Source organism: Enterobacter sp. DC4 (assembly GCF_000568095.1).
GTDB lineage: Bacteria > Pseudomonadota > Gammaproteobacteria > Enterobacterales > Enterobacteriaceae > Enterobacter > Enterobacter pseudoroggenkampii.
On record NZ_AZUB01000002.1, the window covers coordinates 474,370 to 497,312 of the forward strand.

General features: G+C 53.6%; 21 protein-coding genes. 12 read left to right on the forward strand and 9 right to left on the reverse strand.

Going from position 1 to position 22,943, the window contains the following annotated elements; translation table 11 throughout:
* The first annotated feature begins 160 nt into the window (after positions 1-160).
* The gene (sohB, locus tag P349_RS16015) at positions 161-1,207 is read left to right on the forward strand and encodes a protease SohB (RefSeq protein ID WP_032647576.1); all 1,047 of its coding nucleotides are present in this window, start codon (positions 161-163) and stop codon (positions 1,205-1,207) included.
* A 34-nt stretch (positions 1,208-1,241) separates the two neighbouring features.
* Here the strand turns inward: sohB and P349_RS16010 are convergent, their stop codons facing one another.
* Entirely contained in the window at positions 1,242-1,493 is a 252-nt protein-coding gene (locus P349_RS16010; protein ID WP_003856804.1) for a YciN family protein, read from the reverse strand.
* 399 nt (positions 1,494-1,892) lie between these two features.
* Here P349_RS16010 and topA point away from each other — a divergent pair, with 399 nt between their 5' ends.
* The 5 genes from topA (at position 1,893) to acnA (ending at position 9,378) form a co-directional block, all read left to right on the forward strand.
* Positions 1,893-4,490 carry a type I DNA topoisomerase gene (topA, locus tag P349_RS16005; protein ID WP_032647574.1) on the forward strand — a complete coding sequence of 866 codons (2,598 nt, stop codon included), beginning with the start codon at positions 1,893-1,895 and terminating at the stop codon, positions 4,488-4,490.
* Positions 4,491-4,677: 187 nt separating this feature from the next.
* Positions 4,678-5,652 carry an HTH-type transcriptional regulator CysB gene (cysB, locus tag P349_RS16000; RefSeq protein WP_024907120.1) on the forward strand — a complete coding sequence of 325 codons (975 nt, stop codon included), beginning with the start codon at positions 4,678-4,680 and terminating at the stop codon, positions 5,650-5,652.
* Between the two features lie 338 nt (positions 5,653-5,990).
* Positions 5,991-6,131 (forward strand): YmiA family putative membrane protein, encoded by a 141-nt coding sequence (locus P349_RS15995; RefSeq protein ID WP_213327741.1) that lies wholly within the window; start codon positions 5,991-5,993, stop codon positions 6,129-6,131.
* Positions 6,132-6,442: 311 nt separating this feature from the next.
* The gene (gene ymiC, locus P349_RS26770; RefSeq protein WP_032623144.1) at positions 6,443-6,541 is read left to right on the forward strand and encodes a small membrane protein YmiC; all 99 of its coding nucleotides are present in this window, start codon (positions 6,443-6,445) and stop codon (positions 6,539-6,541) included.
* A 161-nt stretch (positions 6,542-6,702) separates the two neighbouring features.
* Complete coding sequence (acnA, locus tag P349_RS15990; RefSeq protein ID WP_032647570.1) at positions 6,703-9,378, forward strand: aconitate hydratase AcnA; 2,676 nt, start codon at positions 6,703-6,705, stop codon at positions 9,376-9,378.
* Positions 9,379-9,413: 35 nt separating this feature from the next.
* On the opposite strand, the gene ribA is transcribed toward acnA, so the two are convergent.
* A complete protein-coding gene (gene ribA / locus P349_RS15985) occupies positions 9,414-10,004 on the reverse strand; it encodes a GTP cyclohydrolase II (protein WP_008501210.1) in 591 nt (196 codons plus the stop codon).
* A gap of 197 nt (positions 10,005-10,201) precedes the next feature.
* Between ribA and pgpB the strand changes: the two genes are divergently transcribed.
* The 5 genes from pgpB (at position 10,202) to yciH (ending at position 13,851) form a co-directional block, all read left to right on the forward strand.
* Positions 10,202-10,969 carry a phosphatidylglycerophosphatase B gene (pgpB, locus tag P349_RS15980; protein ID WP_032647569.1) on the forward strand — a complete coding sequence of 256 codons (768 nt, stop codon included), beginning with the start codon at positions 10,202-10,204 and terminating at the stop codon, positions 10,967-10,969.
* A gap of 148 nt (positions 10,970-11,117) precedes the next feature.
* Entirely contained in the window at positions 11,118-11,426 is a 309-nt protein-coding gene (locus P349_RS15975; RefSeq protein ID WP_023312067.1) for a LapA family protein, read from the forward strand.
* 6 nt (positions 11,427-11,432) lie between these two features.
* The gene (gene lapB, locus P349_RS15970; RefSeq protein WP_023335944.1) at positions 11,433-12,602 is read left to right on the forward strand and encodes a lipopolysaccharide assembly protein LapB; all 1,170 of its coding nucleotides are present in this window, start codon (positions 11,433-11,435) and stop codon (positions 12,600-12,602) included.
* A 185-nt stretch (positions 12,603-12,787) separates the two neighbouring features.
* Entirely contained in the window at positions 12,788-13,525 is a 738-nt protein-coding gene (gene pyrF, locus P349_RS15965; protein WP_032647860.1) for an orotidine-5'-phosphate decarboxylase, read from the forward strand.
* Positions 13,525-13,851 (forward strand): stress response translation initiation inhibitor YciH, encoded by a 327-nt coding sequence (gene yciH / locus P349_RS15960; RefSeq protein ID WP_032647566.1) that lies wholly within the window; start codon positions 13,525-13,527, stop codon positions 13,849-13,851. Before pyrF ends, yciH begins: the two co-directional genes overlap by 1 nt.
* 105 nt (positions 13,852-13,956) lie before the next feature.
* On the opposite strand, the gene osmB is transcribed toward yciH, so the two are convergent.
* The 3 genes from osmB to P349_RS0124290 form a co-directional block, all read right to left on the reverse strand.
* Positions 13,957-14,175 carry an osmotically-inducible lipoprotein OsmB gene (gene osmB / locus P349_RS15955; protein WP_008501216.1) on the reverse strand — a complete coding sequence of 73 codons (219 nt, stop codon included), beginning with the start codon at positions 14,173-14,175 and terminating at the stop codon, positions 13,957-13,959.
* A gap of 263 nt (positions 14,176-14,438) precedes the next feature.
* The gene (gene yciT / locus P349_RS15950; RefSeq protein ID WP_032647564.1) at positions 14,439-15,191 is read right to left on the reverse strand and encodes a DNA-binding transcriptional regulator YciT; all 753 of its coding nucleotides are present in this window, start codon (positions 15,189-15,191) and stop codon (positions 14,439-14,441) included.
* 43 nt (positions 15,192-15,234) lie between these two features.
* The gene (locus P349_RS0124290) at positions 15,235-15,417 is read right to left on the reverse strand and encodes a YciZ family protein (protein ID WP_032647562.1); all 183 of its coding nucleotides are present in this window, start codon (positions 15,415-15,417) and stop codon (positions 15,235-15,237) included.
* Positions 15,418-15,610: 193 nt separating this feature from the next.
* Between P349_RS0124290 and P349_RS15945 the strand changes: the two genes are divergently transcribed.
* Entirely contained in the window at positions 15,611-16,480 is an 870-nt protein-coding gene (locus tag P349_RS15945) for a crotonase/enoyl-CoA hydratase family protein (RefSeq protein WP_032647560.1), read from the forward strand.
* Here the strand turns inward: P349_RS15945 and pdeR are convergent.
* The 4 genes from pdeR to fabI all read right to left on the reverse strand — a co-directional run bounded on the left by pdeR (position 16,477) and on the right by fabI (position 22,743).
* Entirely contained in the window at positions 16,477-18,468 is a 1,992-nt protein-coding gene (gene pdeR, locus P349_RS15940; RefSeq protein WP_032647859.1) for a cyclic di-GMP phosphodiesterase, read from the reverse strand. The two genes, P349_RS15945 and pdeR, sit on opposite strands and share 4 nt — an antisense overlap.
* Before the next feature lie 322 nt (positions 18,469-18,790).
* Positions 18,791-20,725 (reverse strand): exoribonuclease II, encoded by a 1,935-nt coding sequence (locus tag P349_RS15935; protein ID WP_032647557.1) that lies wholly within the window; start codon positions 20,723-20,725, stop codon positions 18,791-18,793.
* Between the two features lie 88 nt (positions 20,726-20,813).
* Positions 20,814-21,800, reverse strand: a complete 987-nt coding sequence (locus P349_RS15930; RefSeq protein ID WP_024907130.1) for a CMD domain-containing protein — start codon at positions 21,798-21,800, stop codon at positions 20,814-20,816.
* Between the two features lie 154 nt (positions 21,801-21,954).
* On the reverse strand, positions 21,955-22,743 hold the full coding sequence (gene fabI / locus P349_RS15925; RefSeq protein ID WP_003856831.1) for an enoyl-ACP reductase FabI: 789 nt from the start codon (positions 22,741-22,743) through the stop codon (positions 21,955-21,957).
* Between the last annotated feature and the right edge of the window lie 200 nt (positions 22,744-22,943).

Genomic DNA, 22,943 nt, shown 5'->3' on the forward strand with positions numbered 1-22,943 from the left:
ACAGGACGCATTACTGTAAAATTAACAATTTGCAAATATTTAAACGCCAGTGCGGGGATTCCTGAAGGCGGCTCGCAGAGGTAATGTCACGAGCGAGACGCATGGGCAGGGCTGATGTACACTGCCGTGAAAGATTCGTGGTTAAATCAAGGTGGAACGCGTGGAATTACTTTCTCAATATGGGTTGTTTTTGGCCAAAATCGCGACGGTGGTGATTGCCATTGCGGTGGTTGCCGTTCTGATTGTCAACCTGACGCAGCGCAAGCGTCAGCGAGGGGAGTTACGCATCACCCGCCTGAGTGAGCAGTATAAAGAGATGCAGGAAGAGATGTCTCTGGCGCTGCTTGATAGTCATCAACAGAAACTCTGGCTGAAAGCGCAGAAGAAAAAGCATAAACAGGAAGCCAAAGCGGCAAAGGCAAAAGCGAAGCTCAATGCGCCGCAGGATAAGGCCACGCCGCGTGTCTATGTGCTCGATTTTAAAGGCAGTATGGATGCGCATGAGGTTTCCTCTCTGCGGGAGGAAGTGACTGCCGTTCTGGCCGTGGCGACACCGCAGGATCAGGTTGTCGTGCGTCTTGAAAGCCCGGGCGGGGTGGTTCACGGTTACGGACTGGCCGCCTCACAGCTGCAGCGCCTGCGTGAAAAACAGATCCCGCTGACCGTGGCCGTGGATAAAGTGGCGGCCAGCGGAGGCTACATGATGGCCTGCGTGGCGGACAAAATTGTGGCCGCACCGTTCTCTATCATTGGCTCGATCGGCGTGGTCGCGCAAATTCCGAACTTTAACCGCTTCCTGAAAAATAAAGAGATTGATATCGAACTTCACACGGCGGGTCAGTACAAACGCACCCTGACGCTGCTGGGGGAAAACACGGAAGAAGGGCGTCAAAAGTTCCGTGAAGATCTCAACGAAACGCATCACCTCTTTAAAGATTTTGTACATCGTATGCGCCCGACGCTCGATATTGAACAAGTTGCGACGGGCGAGCACTGGTACGGCGTCCAGGCGCAGGAGAAAGGGCTGGTGGATGAAGTCGGAACCAGCGACGATCTGCTGCTCAACCTGATGGAAGGCCGGGAACTAGTGGGGGTGCGCTTTACCCAGCGTAAGCGACTTCTTGACCGCTTTACCAACAGTGCGGCAGAAAGCGCGGACCGCCTGCTGCTGCGCTGGCTACAGCGCGGACAAAAACCGCTGCTGTAAACAAAAACGCGAGGCACATGCCTCGCGTTTTGCGTTAATCGACCAGGTGATATTTCTCGGAAAGCGTATGCGCCAGGTATTTAAACATGTTAAACACGGCGGTGCTTTTCGGGGTCGGCAACCCCTGTTCATCAAGGAAGTATTCGCCGCTGAAAACCAGCACGCCATTACGCTGCTCTACGCCGGTGGCTTCAATGCCCGCCAGCGTATCTTCGTGGTCACGGATAAGCTTGTTTGCTTCGATAAGCAGAGAGGCTCGGTCAATAGGTTGGGTCGTATTCTGCATAATCCACTCCTTAAACAGTGACAATAGTCTACGCCGAGGGCGCTTTGGGGGCAAATTTTCCCTGTAATGTGAGGGGATAAGGTAGAGGAGCCTGGCTGGCGGGATTTGCTTTTGCATGCTAATAAAGTTGCGTAACGAATTTTATCAGGTAGAGTGTGCGCTTTCGTCATTCTGGCAACAGAATTGCTTGACATTCAACCGGGAATTCGTCACGAATTACACGAGATGTGAGAAAAATACCCGAGAACTCAATCACCTGGGCGTCTTTTCTTTAACGCCCGGTAAGACAAAGGGGTTGATATCTCCTGACGCAGTCGCAATATCATGGGCTCGTCGTCAGCGGAAGGGAAATCAACGTGCGGCGTATTCCTGGAAGAATTAAATTAGGTAAAGGTGAATATGGGTAAAGCTCTCGTCATCGTTGAGTCCCCGGCAAAAGCCAAAACGATCAATAAGTATCTGGGTAATGACTACGTGGTTAAGTCCAGCGTGGGTCATATCCGCGATTTGCCGACCAGTGGCTCAGCCAGCAAAAAGAGCGCAGACTCTACCTCCACCAAAGGGGCTAAAAAGCCTAAAAAGGATGAACGTAGCGCGCTTGTCAACCGCATGGGTGTTAACCCATGGCATAACTGGGACGCACAATATGAAGTGCTGCCCGGGAAAGAAAAAGTCGTTAACGAGCTGAAGCAGCTGGCTGAAAAAGCAGACCACATCTATCTCGCAACCGACCTTGACCGCGAAGGGGAAGCCATTGCATGGCACCTGCGGGAAGTGATTGGTGGTGATGACAAACGCTACAGTCGTGTAGTGTTTAACGAAATTACGAAGAATGCGATTCGTCAGGCGTTTGAGAAGCCGGGCGAACTGAATATTGACCGTGTAAACGCGCAGCAGGCACGTCGCTTTATGGACCGCGTTGTGGGCTACATGGTTTCTCCACTGCTGTGGAAGAAGATTGCTCGTGGCCTGTCAGCAGGGCGTGTGCAATCCGTCGCCGTGCGTCTGGTCGTTGAGCGTGAGCGCGAGATTAAAGCCTTCGTGCCGGAAGAGTTCTGGGAAGTTGACGCTAATGTGACCACGCCGGGCGGTGACGCTCTGCCGTTGCAGGTCAGCCATCAGAGCGATAAGCCTTTCCGTCCAGAAAACCGCGACCAGACCATGGCCGCCGTAGCGCTGCTGGAAAAAGCACGCTACCAGGTGCTGGAACGTGAAGACAAACCGACCAGCAGCAAGCCGGGTGCGCCGTTTATTACCTCAACGCTGCAACAGGCTGCAAGCACGCGTCTGGGTTACGGCGTGAAGAAGACCATGATGATGGCTCAGCGCCTGTATGAAGCGGGCTACATCACCTACATGCGTACCGACTCAACCAACCTGAGCCAGGACGCGGTCAACATGGTGCGCGGTTACATCAGCGACAATTTCGGTAAGAAATACCTGCCGGAAAGCGCTAACCAGTTCGCCAGCAAAGAGAACTCTCAGGAAGCACACGAAGCGATTCGTCCTTCTGATGTCTCTGTGTTAGCGGAATCACTGAAAGACATGGAAGCCGACGCGCAGAAGCTGTATCAGCTGATCTGGCGCCAGTTCGTGGCGTGCCAGATGACCCCGGCACAGTATGACTCCACCACGCTGACCGTTGGTGCGGGTGATTTCCGTCTCAAAGCGCGTGGCCGTATCCTGCGTTTCGACGGCTGGACGAAAGTGATGCCTGCGCTGCGTAAAGGTGATGAAGACCGAACGCTGCCGGCAGTGAACAAAGGGGATGAGCTCTCGCTGGTTGATCTCGTGCCAGCCCAGCACTTCACCAAGCCGCCTGCGCGCTTCAGTGAAGCGTCCCTGGTGAAAGAGCTGGAAAAACGCGGTATTGGCCGTCCGTCGACCTACGCGTCGATCATCTCTACGATTCAGGACCGTGGTTACGTACGCGCTGAAAACCGTCGTTTCTATGCTGAAAAAATGGGTGAGATCGTCACCGACCGTCTGGAAGCTAACTTCCGCGAGTTGATGAACTACGATTTCACCGCGCAAATGGAAGACAGCCTCGACCAGGTTGCCAGCCATCAGGCGGAGTGGAAAAAGGTCCTCGACAGCTTCTTCAGCGACTTTACCGACCAGCTTGAGAAAGCGGAGAAGGATCCTGAAGAGGGTGGCATGCTGCCTAACCAGATGGTTCTGACCAGCATCGACTGCCCAACCTGTGGTCGCAAGATGGGGATCCGTACTGCCACGACGGGCGTGTTCCTTGGCTGCTCCGGCTATGCACTGTCGCCAAAAGAGCGCTGCAAAACCACCATCAACCTGGTGCCTGAGAACGAAGTTCTCAACGTGCTGGAAGGTGACGATGCGGAAACTAACGCTCTGCGTGCCAAACGCCGCTGCAAAAAATGCGGCACGGCAATGGACAGCTACCTGATCGATCCAAAACGTAAGCTGCACGTCTGCGGTAATAACCCAACGTGTGACGGGTATGAGATCGAAGAGGGCGAGTTCCGCATTAAAGGCTATGACGGCCCGATTGTAGAGTGCGAGAAGTGTGGCTCTGAAATGCACCTGAAAATGGGGCGTTTCGGTAAGTACATGGCCTGTACCAACGACGAGTGTAAAAACACGCGCAAAATTCTGCGTAATGGTGAAGTGGCTCCGCCGAAGGAAGATCCGGTTCCGCTGCCAGAACTGCCGTGCGAGAAATCCGACGCGTACTTTGTGCTGCGTGACGGCGCTGCGGGTGTCTTCCTGGCCGCCAACACCTTCCCGAAATCGCGTGAAACGCGCGCGCCGCTGGTGGAAGAGCTGCATCGCTTCCGCGATCGTCTGCCTGAGAAACTGCGTTATCTGGCCGATGCGCCACAGCAGGATCCGGAAGGCAACAAAACCGTGGTACGGTTTAGCCGTAAAACCAAGCAGCAGTATGTTGCGGCCGAGAAAGAGGGTAAAGCGACCGGATGGTCAGCTTTCTTTGTCGATGGCAAATGGGTTGAAGGCAAGAAATAATCTTCCCTTACCGTAACTTACCTGTAAAAGGGCCGGATTTCCGGCCCTTTTTTATTACCTTGTTATTATTTTTTGTTCCGTACTATACAGTCAGGCTATAAATGATATAGTGGTTATAGTTAACCTGTTTCTTATTATTAAATCGTCTTAAGCGATTGACCGCATGCGCTAAATCGGATGGTCTGGCATGAAATTACAGCAGCTTCGTTATATCGTTGAGGTGGTGAATCATAACCTTAACGTCTCTTCTACCGCCGAGGGGTTGTATACCTCGCAACCGGGCATCAGCAAACAAGTTCGTATGCTGGAGGATGAGTTAGGTATCCAGATATTTGCCCGCAGCGGTAAGCATCTCACTCAGGTGACGCCTGCGGGGCAGGAAATCATCCGCATTGCGCGGGAAGTCCTCTCTAAAGTCGATGCGATTAAGTCAGTGGCAGGGGAACACACCTGGCCGGATAAAGGTTCGCTGTATATTGCCACGACGCATACCCAGGCGCGCTATGCGCTTCCCGGTGTCATCAAAGGCTTTATCGAGCGTTATCCCCGCGTCTCTTTGCATATGCACCAGGGCTCGCCAACGCAAATTGCAGAAGCCGTTTCCAAGGGTAATGCAGACTTTGCCATCGCCACCGAAGCGCTTCACCTCTATGACGATCTGGTCATGCTTCCATGCTATCACTGGAACCGTTCTATCGTGGTGACCCCGGATCACCCCCTGGCGGGTAAAGGGTCGGTCTCTATCGAAGAGCTGGCGCAGTATCCATTGGTGACGTATACGTTTGGTTTTACCGGCCGCTCCGAGCTTGATACGGCCTTTAACCGGGCAGGGCTAACGCCGCGCATTGTCTTTACCGCGACGGATGCCGACGTGATTAAGACCTATGTGCGGCTTGGTCTGGGGGTGGGCGTCATTGCCAGCATGGCGGTGGATCCGGTGTCAGACCCTGACCTGGTGCGTCTTGATGCGCACGATGTTTTCAGTCATAGCACCACAAAGATTGGATTCCGTCGCAGCACCTTCCTGCGCAGCTATATGTATGATTTCATTCAGCGCTTTGCCCCTCATTTAACGCGTGATGTGGTTGATACCGCCGTTGCATTACGCTCAAATGAAGATATTGAAGAGATGTTTAAAGACATCAAACTCCCCGAAAAATAATCACACCCGGTATCTTTCCCTTAGGGAAAGATACCGAAATAACGCCTCAAAGCTAAATTAGAATTATCATCATCTACGTATCCCCTGTCATATAATGTCATTATCCATTTAATCCGTAAGGTTATAATGTCGTGAATTGGCGACAAAAGTAGAAACTAATTTACGCCTTCGCAAATTTTTCTTTTCAATTATTTATTTCTGGTCAAAAGATTGAATATTTCATACCTCCCGGTGCGTAAATTCACTGGCTTTTCGGCTAAAGTTTCTTTAGGATTTATCTCAACAGATGATTAATTGTACCAATTGTTTGGTCCTAAATGATAAGCGATGTCGATTGTATGAGGTTAGCAATGCCTTCAGGAAGTGAAGAACCGCAAAGGGATCCTGCGCTCAAGCGTAAAGCCTGGCTGGCGGTCTTTCTCGTCTCTACCCTGTTTTGGGTGGTGGTTGCTCTCCTGGCCTGGAAATATTGGGGTTAAATATGGCAGTGACGGTACGTACAACTTCGGTAAAACAGATGTGTCAGCATCGTGACAATGGCCACAGAGGGCGTAAAGCACCTGCGACTGTTGTACCCGCGTCCTGGAAACTGACGCCGCAGCAGCAAGCGTTTATTGATGTGTTCGCAGAAGACGAACCCAAAAAACAATAATTTAGTTAATTGCGTAATGATGCAAATAGTCTGAATATCGACTCTGCACTTTTGTACTCTTTAATAAATACACATCAGCAATATAGCACTGAGGTCAAACCTCGGAACGTTTTATAAATAATGCCTGGTGTCCCTATGATGAATAACATGACGTCTCACAAATACTGGTCATGGATCGGCGTTTTTACCGTGTCGATTCTGTTCTGGAGTCAGCTCATCTGGTTGGCCCTCCACTAAATTGTAAAACCTCGCTACGGCGGGGTTTTTTGTTTTCCTGTTCTGGACCAATCCTAAATTTATCAATTTGGGTTGTTATCAAAACGTTACGACATCTTTGTGTTATCTTTAATTACGGCCCTGATGATTGTCAGGGCATCTCTGTGATTAAGGAGGAGCTTATGTCGTTAACCCTACGCGAAGCCAGTAAGGACACATTACAGGCAGAAAACAAAACCTGGCATTACTACAGCCTGCCGCTGGCTGCCAGAACGCTTGGGGACATTTCGCGTTTACCCAAGTCATTGAAAGTTTTACTGGAAAATCTATTGCGCTGGCAGGACGGTGACTCTGTCACCCTCGATGATATCCAGGCGCTGGCAGGGTGGCTTGAAAAAGCCCATGCCGACAGAGAAATCGCCTACCGCCCGGCAAGGGTGCTGATGCAGGACTTTACCGGCGTTCCTGCCGTCGTTGATTTGGCCGCGATGCGCGAGGCCGTTAAGCGTCTGGGCGGAGATACGGCAAAAGTGAATCCGCTTTCCCCTGTTGACCTCGTCATTGACCACTCCGTAACCGTCGATCGCTTTGGTGATGATGACGCCTTTGGCGAGAACGTGCGTCTGGAGATGGAGCGTAACCACGAGCGCTACGTGTTCCTGAAGTGGGGGCAGCAGGCGTTCAGCCGGTTTAGCGTGGTCCCGCCAGGTACCGGTATTTGTCACCAGGTTAACCTTGAATATCTGGGTAAAGCCGTCTGGAGTGAATTGCAGGATAAAGAGTGGGTCGCCTATCCGGACACGCTGGTGGGTACGGACTCCCATACCACCATGATCAACGGTCTGGGTGTGCTGGGCTGGGGCGTCGGGGGGATCGAAGCGGAAGCGGCCATGCTCGGCCAGCCGGTGTCCATGCTTATCCCGGATGTGGTGGGCTTCAAGCTCACCGGCAGGCTGTCTGAAGGCATTACCGCCACCGATCTGGTGCTTACCGTCACCCAGATGCTGCGTAAGCATGGTGTGGTAGGCAAGTTTGTCGAATTCTACGGTGACGGACTGGATTCACTGCCGCTGGCCGACCGCGCCACCATTGCCAATATGGCGCCGGAATATGGTGCAACCTGCGGCTTTTTCCCTATTGATGATGTGACGCTGGAATACATGCGTCTTAGCGGACGTAGCGAAGAGCAGGTCGCGCTGGTGGAAGCGTACACCAAAGCGCAGGGCATGTGGCGCAATCCGGGCGATGAGCCTGTTTTCACCAGCACGCTTGAACTCGATATGGGAAGCGTCGAAGCGAGCCTCGCAGGGCCGAAACGCCCGCAGGACAGGGTTGCGCTGAGTGACGTGCCAAAAGCCTTTGCCGCCAGCAATGCGCTGGAAGTAAACGTGGCGCAGAAGGACCATCGTCCCGTCGACTATGTTCTGAACGGACATCAGTATCAGCTTCCGGATGGCGCGGTTGTTATTGCCGCCATTACCTCCTGCACCAACACGTCCAACCCCAGCGTATTGATGGCAGCCGGTCTGCTGGCTAAAAAGGCGGTAGAGCTTGGGCTAAAACCTCAGCCATGGGTCAAGGCCTCGCTGGCACCGGGATCCAAAGTGGTGTCGGATTACCTGGCGCAGGCCAAACTGACGCCGTACCTTGACGAGCTGGGCTTTAACCTCGTGGGCTACGGCTGTACGACCTGTATTGGTAACTCTGGTCCACTGCCTGAACCCATTGAAACGGCGATTAAGCAGGGTGACCTGACGGTAGGCGCGGTCCTGTCCGGCAACCGAAACTTTGAAGGGCGTATTCACCCGCTGGTAAAAACCAACTGGCTGGCCTCACCGCCGCTGGTGGTTGCTTATGCCCTGGCAGGGAACATGAATATCAACCTGGTGACCGATCCGATTGGGCACGATCGCAAGAATGACCCTGTCTATCTGAAAGATATCTGGCCATCTTCGCGTGAAATCGCGCTGGCCGTTGAAAAGGTCTCAACCGAGATGTTCCGCAAAGAGTATGCGGAGGTCTTTGAAGGCACGCCGGAATGGAAAGCCATCAACGTCATTGGCTCTGATACCTATGACTGGCAGGATGACTCGACCTACATTCGTCTGTCGCCGTTCTTTAATGAGATGCTGGCCGAGCCGGCGCCGCTTAAGGATATCCACGGCGCGCGTATCCTGGCGATGCTGGGGGATTCTGTCACAACTGACCACATCTCTCCGGCGGGGAGTATCAAAGCCGATAGCCCGGCGGGTCGTTATCTGCAAAGCCGGGGCGTAGAACGCCGTGATTTTAACTCCTACGGATCGCGCCGCGGGAATCATGAAGTCATGATGCGCGGAACGTTTGCCAACATCCGCATTCGTAACGAAATGGTACCGGGCGTGGAAGGGGGCATGACGCGCTATCTGCCGGGGACGGAAGTGGTGTCGATTTATGATGCGGCTGTCAAATATCAACAGGCAGGTACGCCGCTGGCGGTGATTGCCGGGAAAGAGTACGGTTCCGGCTCCAGCCGTGACTGGGCGGCGAAAGGTCCGCGTCTGCTTGGCGTTCGCGTGGTCATCGCCGAATCGTTCGAACGTATTCACCGCTCGAATCTGATTGGTATGGGGATCCTGCCGCTTGAGTTCCCGCAGGGTGTGACGCGTAAAACGCTGGGCCTGACCGGGGAAGAGCAGATTGACATTAGCGGCCTGCAAAACCTGCAGCCGGGTAAAACGGTGCCGGTAACGTTAACGCGGGCAGACGGCAAAACCGAGGTGCTGGATTGCCGATGCCGTATTGATACGGCAACCGAACTGACCTACTACCAGAACGACGGCATTTTACATTATGTGATTCGTAAGATGCTGGATTGATGAACGAGCCCGGCACGCGTGCCGGGCTTTTTATATCACTCTTTCAGCAGATGGCCCATTTTGGCAGCTTTAGTATCCAGGTAGTGGGCGTTTTTCGGGTTACGGCCGACAATCAGCGGTACACGCTCGACGATGTTGATCCCCGCTTCGGTCAGGATCTCCACTTTTTTCGGGTTATTGGTCAGCAGACGAACTTCGTCCACGCCCAGCAGCTTGAACATATCGGCGCACAAGGTGAAGTCGCGTTCGTCAGCGGCGAAGCCGAGCTGATGGTTTGCTTCCACCGTATCGTAGCCCTGGTCCTGAAGCGCGTAAGCGCGGATTTTATTCAGCAGACCAATATTACGACCTTCCTGACGGTGATAAAGCAGCACACCGCGGCCTTCTTCTGCGATATGAGACAGGGCGGCTTCCAGTTGGAAACCACAATCACAGCGCAGACTGAACAGCGCGTCGCCGGTAAGACACTCTGAATGGACGCGGGACAGCACCGGCGTCTGCCCTGAAATATCGCCATACACCAGCGCGACATGATCCTGTCCGGTTGCCAGTTCTTCAAAACCCACCATCAGGAAATCGCCCCATGGGGTTGGCAGTTTGGCTTCTGCCACACGTTTAAGCTGCATGTGATTCTCCAGAGTAGGCTGACACGTTTCGTGCCTTTGCCCTGTTTTGCTTTCTGTATCAGTTCATTTTGCCACAAGCTCAGCAGGTTCGCCTAATAGGCACCATGCTATATGAACGTTAAACGCACGATCCGACATATCCACCCATCGAATGAATTTCAGTTATGATTGTGAGGCTTAGCGAAAAAGGAGAAGACATGCTTTCAATCGCCAGACGTACGGCAGCAGGCGCGGCCATTTTACTGATTATGCCCCTGGCCGTATGGCTCTCAGGCTGGATGTGGCAGCCGGGGCAGAATGCCACGTGGCTGAAAACGTTATACTGGATAACGGAAACGGTCACCCAGCCGTGGGGAATTATTACCCATGTCCTTCTCTGCGCCTGGTTTCTGTGGTGCCTGCGCTTTCGTTTGCGTGCGGCGCTGATGCTTTTTGCGATCCTCGGAGGCGCTATCCTTGTTGGTCAGGGCGTGAAGTCCTGGGTAAAAGATCGCGTTCAGGAACCGCGTCCTTTTGTCGTCTGGCTGGAAAAAACGCATCATGTTCCGGTGGATGAGTTCTACAATTTAAAGCGTAAAGATCGCGGAACGCTGGTGAAAGAACAGCTTGCGGAACAGCAGGATATCCCGAAATTCTTGCGTAAACACTGGCAGAAAGAGACGGGATTCGCGTTTCCTTCCGGTCACACCATGTTTGCGGCCAGTTGGGCGTTGCTGGGGGTGGGGCTGCTGTGGCCAAGGCGTCGAACGGTCACGCTCGTGATTTTACTGGTCTGGGCGACAGGGGTTATGGGCAGCCGCTTACTGCTGGGGATGCACTGGCCGCGGGACCTGGTCGTTGCCACGCTTATCTCATGGCTGCTGGTGACGCTGGCGACCTGGCTCGCTGAACGATTCTGCGGCCCGCTTACACCACCGCCAGAAGAGAAAGAAGAAATAGCCGAAAGGGATCAAACGGACGCCTGACGGTTGATAAACCGTATTATGCCCATAGATACATGACTGGCGCGTCACTTTTTCCGTTTCGCGCCCGTCGCTAAAATGGTAGTTTATAAGGCTGATTGCGTTGAGTTGAACACACTTTATTCGCTTGAACCACATAACGGGAAGTAATGTGAAATATTTACTCATTTTCTTACTGGTATTGGCGATTTTTGTCATTTCAGTCACGTTGGGTGCACAAAACGATCAGCAGGTGACGTTTAACTATCTGCTGGCTCAGGGTGAGTATCGCGTCTCGAGCCTGCTGGCGGTCTTATTTGCTGCTGGTTTTGCCATTGGCTGGCTGGTTTGCGGTCTGTTCTGGTTGAAAGTCCGTGTTTCTCTTGCGCGCGCTGAACGTAAAATTAAGCGACTCGAAAATAACATTGCCCCTGCGTCTGACATCCCGGAAAGCTCTGGTGTGCCGGTCGTGAAGGAATAATCGACTATGCTGGAGTTGTTGTTTCTGCTTTTGCCTGTAGCCGCAGCCTATGGCTGGTATATGGGCCGCAGAAGTGCGCAACAAACAAAACAGGATGAGGCCAACCGGCTCTCCCGCGACTACGTTGCGGGGGTGAACTTCCTCCTGAGCAATCAGCAGGACAAAGCGGTAGACCTGTTCCTCGATATGCTGAAAGAGGATACAGGGACGGTTGAAGCGCATCTCACCCTGGGTAACCTGTTCCGCTCGCGCGGTGAGGTCGATCGCGCCATTCGTATTCACCAGACCCTGATGGAAAGCGCCTCGCTGACCTACGATCAACGTCTCCTTGCGGTGCAACAGCTGGGGCGTGATTACATGGCCGCGGGGTTGTACGATCGCGCCGAAGATATGTTCGCGCAGCTGGTGGATGAAACAGATTTCCGCATCGGCGCGCTGCAGCAGCTCCTGCAGATTTATCAGGCCACCAGCGACTGGCAGAAAGCCATTGATACTGCTGAACGTCTGGTGAAGCTGGGTAAAGATAAGCAGCGCGTTGAGATAGCCCATTTCTACTGTGAGCTTGCGCTTCAGCAGATGGGTAACGACGACATGGATAAAGCCATGGCGCTGCTGAAGAAAGGCGCCGCCGCTGACCGCAACAGCGCGCGAATCTCCATCATGATGGGGCGCGTCTTTATGGCGAATGGCGACTATGCCAAAGCCGTTGAAAGCCTGCTGCGGGTTATCGATCAGGACAAAGAGCTGGTCAGTGAAACGCTGGAGATGCTGCAAACCTGCTATCAACAGCTGGACAAGCAGGAAGAATGGGTGGCGTTCCTGCGTCGCTGCGTGGAAGAGAATACCGGCGCCACCGCTGAACTGATGCTCTCAGATGTTGTTGAGCAGTATGAGGGAAGCGACACCGCGCAGGTGTATATTACGCGCCAGCTGCAGCGTCATCCGACGATGCGGGTCTTCCATAAGCTGATGGATTACCACCTGAACGACGCGGAAGAAGGGCGCGCCAAAGAGAGCCTGATGGTGCTGCGCGACATGGTTGGCGAACAGGTGCGCAGCAAGCCGCGCTACCGTTGCCAGAAGTGTGGTTTTACCGCCTATACCCTCTATTGGCATTGTCCTTCATGCCGGGCCTGGTCAACCATCAAGCCAATCCGCGGCCTGGACGGGCAGTGATTTTTTAAAAGCCTTCATTTTAGTTACAACATACTGATAGCTTTTAGCACTTTCTCAACACCGTGCGGTTTGCCGGCCTGGCAGGCGCGTAAATGGATCCTGTCAATTTGCGGCGTCGGCAGGTAGAATGCTGGCCGTTTATCTGTTCCGCGCCGCTGCGCGCCCATAGACGAAAAGGGCTGGTCATGACGTCTGTTACATCCTCCACTTCCCGCGCAATTACGGATTCTCCTGTTGTTGTTGCGCTTGATTACAATAAGCGTGACGCCGCACTGGCGTTTGTCGACGGTATCGACCCTCGCGACTGCCGTTTGAAAGTTGGCAAAGAGATGTTCACGCTGTTTGGACCGCAAATCGTTCGCGATCTGCAACAGCGCGGCTTTGACGTTTTCCTCGACCTCAAATTCCATGATATCCCGAATACTACGGCCCACGCCGTTGCCGCAGCCGCAGAGCTGGGCGTATGGATGGTCAACGTCCATGCATCGGGTGGGGCAAGAATGATGACCGCCGCCCGTGAGGCGCTCCTTCCGTTCGGTAAAGATGCGCCGCTGTTGATCGCAGTCACCGTGCTGACCAGTATGGACGAAAGTGATTTACGCGACCTTGGCGTGACGTTGTCACCTGCGGAACATGCCGAACGTCTCGCGCGTCTGACGCAGCAGTGTGGCCTGGATGGCGTCGTCTGCTCCGCGCAGGAAGCGGTTCGTTTCAAATCAGCGCTGGGCCGGGATTTTAAACTGGTCACGCCGGGGATCCGCCCTGCAGGCAGCGACGTGGGCGATCAGCGCCGCATTATGACGCCTGAGCAGGCGCTTGCGGCGGGCGTTGACTATATGGTCATCGGGCGTCCGGTGACGCAGTCTGCAAACCCGGCTGAGACGCTTAAGGCTATCAACGCATCGCTGAACAAGGGGGCATAATGACCGATTCCAACAGTCGTCTGGTCTATTCAACCGAGAGTGGGCGTATAGACGAACCGAAAGCGAAAGTGGAACGTCCTAAGGGGGACGGCATCGTTCGGATCCAGCGCCAGACCAGCGGACGAAAAGGGAAAGGCGTTTGCCTGATCTCCGGCATTGACCTGGATGATGCTGAACTGACAACACTGGCGGCCGAGCTGAAAAAGAAATGTGGCTGCGGCGGTGCCGTGAAAGATGGCATTATTGAAATCCAGGGCGATAAACGCGATTTAATAAAATCGCTGCTGGAAGCCAAAGGCCTGAAAGTCAAACTGGCAGGCGGCTAAAATAAATGAGCCACGGCAGATGCCGTGGCTCGTGTTATATACGTGCGTATGTCAGACCTGAAATGCGTTTAAATATCGCAATATCGAGGAAGGCTTAGATAATAATTATTTGCCAACCTGGTGACCGATAATACCACCGACAGCAGCGCCACCTAATGTACCCAGCGTACTACCATCCGTTAATACTGCACCACCGAGAGCACCGGCACCGGCACCAATAGCGGTGTTACGGTCACGTTTAGACCAGTTAGAGCATGCGCTCAGGGACATTGCTACAGTGATTGCCAGAACAGCGGCGGCTAATTTTTTGCTGGTTAAGGTCATAATACTTTCTCCTGAATTATCGATTCACGGAAAGATGTACACGTTAAGTATAGACGAATCGAATACTTAATTCTGTTCTCCGTGAAAGCTGGTCGCGCAGGCGTTACGTAATCACGCAGGTGATAGTCACTTCCTGTTATATCGCTAACATTAATTTTACGACTTTAAGGCGGGTTAAACAGGTAAAAACTCTTAAAGCAGGGTTAAGAATCATCTCAGAGAAAGAAGGGCGTATGCGCCCGAAATTCGGGCGCGGAGGGGACTCAAGCGGTCGTTTTAATAATATTGACGATCAGTCCGTCATCTTCCAGTTTATTACGGTGCGCGTCGCTCAATCTTTCGTCGGTAATCACGCGGCTAAAGCGTGAAGCGGGGCCCATCGTATACGGGTGAACGGCGCCAAATTTAGAGCTGTCGGTGAGCACAATGGCTTCACACTCTTTTCCCAGCACCGCATTCACAACGTCAGAGCGCATCATATCCCGACCGGTGAAACCTGTCTCCGGTTGCCAGCCGTCAATCCCGATAAAGGCCTTGCTGAAATGAACCTGCTGGACATACTGACGGGTCAGCGGGCCTACCATACTTTCGCTTTTTTTCTGGTAAATACCCCCTAGCAGAATCACCTCGCAGCGCGTCTCTTTGAGCAAATGCGCGATATAGCTGCTGACGGTGATGATAGTAACGTCCTTTTGATCGGCAAGCGTGCGTGCCAGAAGGGCATTACTGCTGCCGTTTTCAATAAAAACGGTCTCGCCGTTGTTCACCAGGGACGCGGCAAATTCCGCCAGTTCACGTTTGAGCGCGTAGTTATTCATCATGCGCGTCTCAACGTCATCACTGTCCAGCGGGACAGCATATCCGTGCGCGCGACGCAGGTAGCTCTGTTTTTCCAGCAGATTAAGATCCTGACGGATTGTGACTTCAGACACGCCGGTGGTTTTAGCGAGATCGACTACGCTTACGCGTCCCTGATCGATGACCATCTGCAAAATGAGTTGTTGTCGGGAATTCATAGCATCCATTTAATAAAGCGAAACGAGGTCGGAGACGGTGGGGTTAAACTTCCCACGGCGCTTTTGGCTGTCTTTTTTCAGGCGCGTTGTCAGCACCATTCTGAGCAAGAAGTTCAGACTTCAGGATCTCGAGATTACGGATAGCAGAGTGATAATCGCCCGCCACCAGGATATCCAGCACGGTATCAATTCGTTGTGCTACAGCTTGTGCGTCAATAGTAGACATAATCTCACCCCAGGCGCGAAAAGTTAATATTTTCAATGATGCAGAAATTAGAATCAAAAGAGAAGGGAAAAAATGCAATAACTAAATTACATAAACGTAAGTGATAAATTTATCCCCCCTCATGCAGTGGGCTTATTGAGTGGATTAGTCTAAAACGGCGCGCAAGGCGCTTTTTTATAAGAGGAATTAGACTATGACAGTTATCAATCAGCCTACCTGCACACTGTTTACCGATACTGAACGGTTCACGCAGCTGTCAGGGTATTACGAAGCGGAGCGTCACACCGTCTGGATGATGTTGCGGGCCCAGCCACGGCCTTGTTTTAACCATGCGTTAATTGAGGAGATCATGAACTTCTCATGGCTGGTTCGCCAGTCTGGCTTTGCGGTTGATTTTTGGGTAACCGGTTCGCTGGTTCCCGATATGTACAATGTGGGCGGTGATTTACAGTTCTTCGTCGAGTGCATTCAGAACGGACGTCGGGAGGCGTTACGGGCGTACGCTCGCGCCTGCGTTGATTGCGTCCATGCGGCCTCACGGGGGTTTGATACAGGGGCCATCTCTCTGGCGATGGTCGAAGGCAGTGCTTTAGGGGGCGGGTTTGAGGCCGCTCTGGCGCACCATTTCGTCCTGGCTCAGCGCGATGCCCGTCTGGGTTTTCCGGAGATTGCCTTCAACCTGTTTCCGGGTATGGGGGGATATTCCCTGGTTGCACGCCGTTCTGGCATGAAGCTGGCGGAGGAACTCATCTATAAAGGGGAATCCCATACGGCTGAATGGTATGAACAGCACGGGCTGGTGGATGTCCTGTTTGAGCCCGGACAAAGCTATGTCTCCACCCGAACCTTCATCGATACGCTGCGGCCAAAACTGAATGGCGTAAGGGCGATGCTGCGCGCCCGCACGCGCGTTCTGCAATTGCCCCGCAGTGAACTGATGGATATCACGGAAGACTGGGTTGATGCCGCTTTCTGCCTCGAACCGAAAGATATCGCCTACATGGAGCGTCTGGTCACGCTGCAAAACCGCCATCACGCGGCGGGGTTGCGTAAAGCCAGTTAACGTTGATTTCGCGCTTGATATCGTTTTAGCCATCGCTCGAATGCGGCAGCGGGCATCGGCTTAGCAAACAGAAAACCCTGCCGTTCGTTGACGCCGTTCTTGGTGAGAAAGGCGTCTTCTTTTGCGCTTTCCACACCTTCGGCAATCACCTGCAGATTTAACGCCTGCGCCACCGCGACGATAGCGCGCACCAGAGACTGGGAGATGGACTGCTTATGAATATCCCTGACAAACGATTGATCGAGTTTAATGGCATCGATAGGGAAGCGGGCCAGTTGAGAAAGGGAAGAGTAGCCGGTGCCAAAATCATCCAGATGAATTTGCGCCCCGAGTCGGCTGAACTGCTGGATCACTGACAGCGCCAGCTCTTCGTTCTCGATAAGACAGCTTTCGGTTAATTCGACATCGACAGGGCAGTATTCAAAATTCAGATCCTTCAGCGCCTGCTTTAAGTCACTGAAAATAGTCTGGTCGGCCAGCTGGCGTGCAGAGACGTTCACCGCCACGCGCAGGTTTATTCCCTTATCACGCCATTTCGCCACCTGGCGAACCACATCGAGCATCACCCAGCGGCCCAGCGGCACAATCAACCCCGACTCCTCGGCATAAGAGATAAACTCCAGCGGCGGGATCAAACCCCGTTCTGGTGATTGCCAGCGGACCAGCGCTTCAAGGCTTCTGACCTCCCCGCGCCAGGTGATTTTCGGCTGGTAGTGAATCAGGAGCTGATCGTTATCCAGCGCCTTACGCAGGTTGGTATCCAGCCAGAGATACTCAAACACGCGCTGGTTCATCTCGGGCGAGAAGACGCAGAACTTGCCCCGGCCGTTCTCTTTGGCGGTGTACATGGCGGTATCGGCGTTACGAATGACGCTTTCCCGGTCGTTGCCATGCTGAGGGGCGAGGGCGATGCCCAGGGAGCAACCGGTATAAATCTCAATCAGCCCGATTCGGAACGGCTGGCGCAGACGGGTTAAAATGCGCGATGCCATCGCCTCCAGAGAGCCCTGAGAGGTATTGGTGGCCATGACGATAAACTCATCACCGCCAAGTCGCGCCAGCACCTGTTCCTCATCCAGGCAGCTCAAAATGGCGAGGGCAACGGCCTGTAACAGCTGATCGCCAAACATATGCCCGTAAGCGTCGTTGACCTTTTTAAAATTATCCAGATCGAGATACACCACGCCCACCTGCGTGTCCCCGCGGTTGGCGATGGCGTCAGAAATCAGGTCGTGGATCGCATTACGGTTTGGCAAGCCGGTGATGGTATCGGTATTGGCCAGCACGCGCAGCCGCTCCTGAGCGCGGCGCTCCTCGGTAATATCGGTACCGGAACAGATAAGGAAAATTTCATTTTTACCGCTGCCGCTGTGAACGAATTTGTTTCTGAACAGAAACAGCCGTTGCCCTTTACGCGTTTTGATCCAGCGTTCGACTTCGTAGGAGCTACCGTTGCGAAAAAAACCGGTAATATTGCGCTTTGAAGCTGCCGCTTCGCTGCGGCTCATAAACAGCTTAAAGACGTTCTGGCCAATGACTTCATGTTCTTTCAGGCCGGTGTACTCTTCGCTAAGCCGATTAAAACGCTGGATATTGCCGTGCCGATCGAGAATAACAATGACGGAGTTAGCCTCTGAGACAACCTGTTCCGCGAAAGAGAGCCCCTGAGCCAGATCGCGTGCCACGGAGGGGGTATCGTTCCAGGCAGAAGCGGTTCCGGCCCACTCATTACGGGTAATTTTACGGCCTACAAGATGAACCGGAACATCTTCCCCGTAGAGGGAGAGCGACATTGAAATGCTGGAGGTGATAACGTTTAAATGACGGATGAGATCGGCCTGTTCATCGTCCAGCGCCACGACCTGCGTGACATCGGCATTTTCGCTGGTGGAAAGGTGCAGAGCGTTGCTGTCAGCTGACAAGCGCCACCACGGGCTGTGAGTCCCCATGTAGCGAAACAGCAAATTCGGCTCCAGATCGTCCATCATGTTTTCTCCCGCAGCTTTCATTAGCGCACAAATTATTCATTTGCAGTCGACTTTTCCGTTGAGGAACAGCGGCAAAACCGAAGTGAACTTATTGTTTTTCCCTAATTTCTTATAATAAAACGAGTCAGGCTAAAAAGGATACTGAGCGTATAAAAATTCACGTAACCGAATATAACAACATTCTTTTACTGTAGATAATTATGGCGAATTTGGGCGAAGGGAGACTGAAAATAGTAAGGAAAAATAATGATTTTGTGGCGGGGATAAAAAGAAAAATTGCCGGCCTTTCCCCGAAGGAAAGGACCGACAATTGAACCGGTTATCAGGCGACAGGACGCGCGATAATACTGCGGGTTTCCATGCGAACTTCGGCGATAGTAACGTCAATCACGTCGGTGACCTTGTAAACTGTTTCACCTTTAATTTGCACGGTACCGTTTTCCTGACTACAGACCATTTCGTCACGAACCGCATGCAGGAACGGCGCAGGAATAAACGCGACAGCACCGTTATCGACCAGGCGGACGCGCATCCCCCCGCGGCTGATGTCGATGATCTCTGCGGCGAAACGGGTATCCGTCCCGGCTTTATCCTGCAGGAAGCGTGCGTACAGCCAGTCTCCAACGTCACGTTCCGCCATGCGATTCAGACGGCGGCGATCGGCCATCTGCAGCGTGGTGTCCTCCTGAGGACGAGCAACGGTTTCGCCTTTGATAATCGCTTTCAGCAGACGGTGGTTAACCATATCGCCATACTTACGGATTGGCGATGTCCAGGTGGCGTATGCTTCGAGGCCAAGACCAAAGTGCGGGCCCGGCTCGGTACTGATTTCCGCGAATGACTGGAAGCGACGAATGCGGCTGTCCAGGAAGCCCGACGGCTGCGCGTCCAGTTCGCGGCGAAGCTTGCAGAAGCCTGGCAGGGTCAGCACTTCTTCCGGATCAACATGCACATCGTGATTCTTCAGCAGGGCCGCCAGCGCTTCGGTATTCGCCGGATCAAACCCGGTGTGGACGTTGTAAATGCCAAAGCCCAGCTTGTCGCGCAACACGCGTGCGGCGCAGATGTTGGCGGAAATCATCGCTTCTTCAACAATGCGGTTCGCAATGCGTCGCGGTTCGGCCACGATATCCAGCACTTCGCCTTTCTCACCCAGAACAAAGCGATAATCCGGGCGATCTTTGAACACCAGCGCATGGGTTTGACGCCACTCGCCGCGGTTGAGACAGATGCGATGCAGCAGACGGATCTGCGCGGCAATGGCGTCTGATTCAGGTTTCCAGCTACCGGTATTTTCAAGCCAGTCGGAAACGTTATCGTAGGCCAGCTTGGCTTTCGATTCGATAGTGGCAGCAAAGAACTCGATATCGTCTTCAATCGCGCCATCCGCAGCAATGGTCATGCGGCAGGCAAGGACCGGGCGCACTTCATTTGGACGCAGCGAGCAGAGATCGTCTGACAATTCGCGCGGCAGCATCGGAATGTTGAAGCCTGGCAGGTAGTTGGTGAAGGCGCGGATTTTCGCCGTTTCGTCAAGCTTGCTGCCTTCAACAATCCAGGCGGTGGGATCGGCAATGGCGACGGTCAGGTGCAGTTTGCCGTCGGCGCTCTCTTCAGCGTAGAGCGCATCGTCCATATCTTCGGTGCTGGCGCTGTCGATGGTGACAAACTCCAGCGCGGTAAGATCGCGACGTGTCAGACCTTCGTCCTGCATCTCGGTTGCCACACCGTTCGGCGCTTCTTTTTCAAGATTGTGGCGTGCCAGCGTGACCCACCATGGCACGAAATGATCGGCGCCAAAGGTAATGAACTGAGTCAGTTCCGCATAAAAACCGCGATCGCCTTTCAGAGGATGACGGCGCATTTCTGCTACGGCCCAGTCACCTTCTTTAAAATCATGCTCAACACCACGGGCGGCGCGGCAGGGAATGGCATCTTTCAGCAGGGGATGATCCGGCACGATAGAAAGCCGATCGTCTTTTCGCTGCACCTTACCCACAAAACGGGTCAGGAACGGTTCGATCAGTTCTTCCGGTTCAGCGGACTCGCGATCCTTCTCGGTATGAATGACGGCCATGACGCGATCGCCATGCATCACTTTCTTCATCTGCGGTGGCGGAATGAAGTAGCTTTTCTGCGCGTCAACCTCAAGGAAGCCAAAGCCCTTTTCCGTGGCTTTTACGACCCCTTCTGCACGCGGCGTCTGGGAATGCAGTTGCTGTTTAAGCTGCGCTAGCAGCGGGTTGTCCTGAAACATAATGTTCTATTTTCGTAGCCATTGAGCGGCTGACAGTTTTACGCGATTCTCACTGTCTCAGCAAGCGGTCTTTGGGTAATGAGTGTGGTTATTCCTCTTTACCAAACGCCACTTTCAGACGATTGAGCCAGCCATCAAACGCACTTTGGGTAAGCAGCGTGATGGCATATTCGCCCTGGAGTCCTTGATCCGTGAGCGGGGTAAACTGCGCGGCGCTGAAGCGGTCCGGTGAGCGAGTTAGCAGTTCGACCGCCGCCGAAAGTGCGGGTGACGTCTGCGGGATCTCTGCGCGGCTGTTTAACAGGATCTCTCCGGTCAGGTCGAGCAGCGACGGCTCATGGCAAAGCACCGGCGTCAGCGCCTCCAGCGCGGGTTCGGCTTGCCAGCGAGACAGCGACTCAAGCTGATGCGCACTCGCATAGCGCAGCTCCACGACGGGCAAAAGCGGCACCCATGCATCGTGGCTCGCGGGAAGCGTGTGCGGCTGAATATGATGGCCTGGCAACCAGCGAACAGGGTGTCCCAACAGCGCCTGAAAAATCGCGACCACGCGCGCCTGAAAACCGATAAACCCGATAATCTGGTTAATCACCACGATGTCGTACGTGGACAGACCCACCTCATCAAGCTGGTTCTGCGCTTTATCATCAATGACATCAGGAGAGCTGGCGAGCTGGCGGGCATACTGGGTGATCTGTGCCAGGCGGCGGTTGCTTTCGCGCGAGGAGTCCGGGCCGGGAAGCGGGGCGAGCAGGGCGGCGTAGTGGTTACAGAGCCGCTGAACGCCACAGGCCTGTGCGACCGTTAGCGCGGTACTGAGCCGATCGTAAGCGCTGAGCGTATGCAGGCGGTTCACGGGGATCGAGAGCGGAAACAGCTGGTGGCATAAGGCTCTGGCAGGGGTAAGCCAGCCAGAACAGGCGGCGACAATCTCATCAGGCAAGGCTAAATCGAGCAAAAAACGATCGTCGACGTTAGCGGCTTCGGGCACCAGGGGCAGAACATCCGTCTGCGCGTGGTTTGACTGGGTTTCGTGATACCAGTGGCCTTTGCCGGAAAAACGGCGTTGTTCCATGTGCGTTCCTTGATCTCAAAATGGCGATCAATATCCTGGCGTAAGGCAGATAAAGGGAAAAATATTGTTAGGTGATAACAAATAGCAGAACGGAATAACGAAGGGGTGACGCGGGGGGAAATACTCTCTTCCCGGGCGGGAAGAGAGTCACAGCTTATTTAATTTCCAGCTCGTTCATTGCAGCGATGTTGAAGCCGCCGTCAACGTGAACCACTTCGCCGGAGATACCCGCGGAAAGGTCAGAGCACAGGAATGCTGCAGAGTTACCCACATCTTCAATGGTAACGGTACGACGAATCGGGGTAACCGCTTCGCAGTGTGCCAGCATTTTACGGAAATCTTTAATACCGGAAGCGGCCAGGGTGCGGATAGGACCTGCAGAGATGGCGTTAACGCGCACGCCTTCAGGACCCATTGCGTTCGCCATGTAGCGTACGTTTGCTTCCAGAGACGCTTTAGCCAGACCCATAACGTTGTAGTTAGGGATAGCACGTTCAGCGCCCAGGTAGGACAGGGTCAGCAGGGCTGCGCCCGGGTTCAGCATCGCGCGGCAGGATTTCGCCATCGCAACGAAGCTGTAGGAGCTGATGTCGTGTGCGATTTTGAAGCCATCACGGGTAACCGCATTCACGTAGTCGCCGTCCAGCTGGTCGCCAGGAGCGAAGCCGATGGAGTGAACGAAACCGTCGAATTTAGGCCATGCTTTTGCCAGTTCAGCAAACATGCCGTCGATGCTTTCGTCTTGTGCAACGTCACATTCCAGAACAATGCTGGAACCCAGCTGCGCGGCAAACTCTTCAACACGGCCTTTCAGCTTGTCGTTCTGGTAGGTGAACGCCAGCTCAGCGCCTTCGCGATGCATTGCCTGTGCGATGCCGTATGCGATGGACAGTTTGCTGGCAACGCCAGTCACCAGAATGCGCTTACCGGAAAGAAAACCCATAGCTTTAATCCTTATATTCATTGCTAATTTTGCCTTGTAATTCATAGCGTTACAGGCAGTATTTCAAAATCATTCGAAATTAGCTCGAAATTATAGCCCACTCACAGCCCCTTGTGTCACGATATTTCTCGCACTTCTCCGAAGACGCCTGCCCCGAAGAATGCACCGCGGACTCGCGGGGGCTCAAAATTTCAGCATTC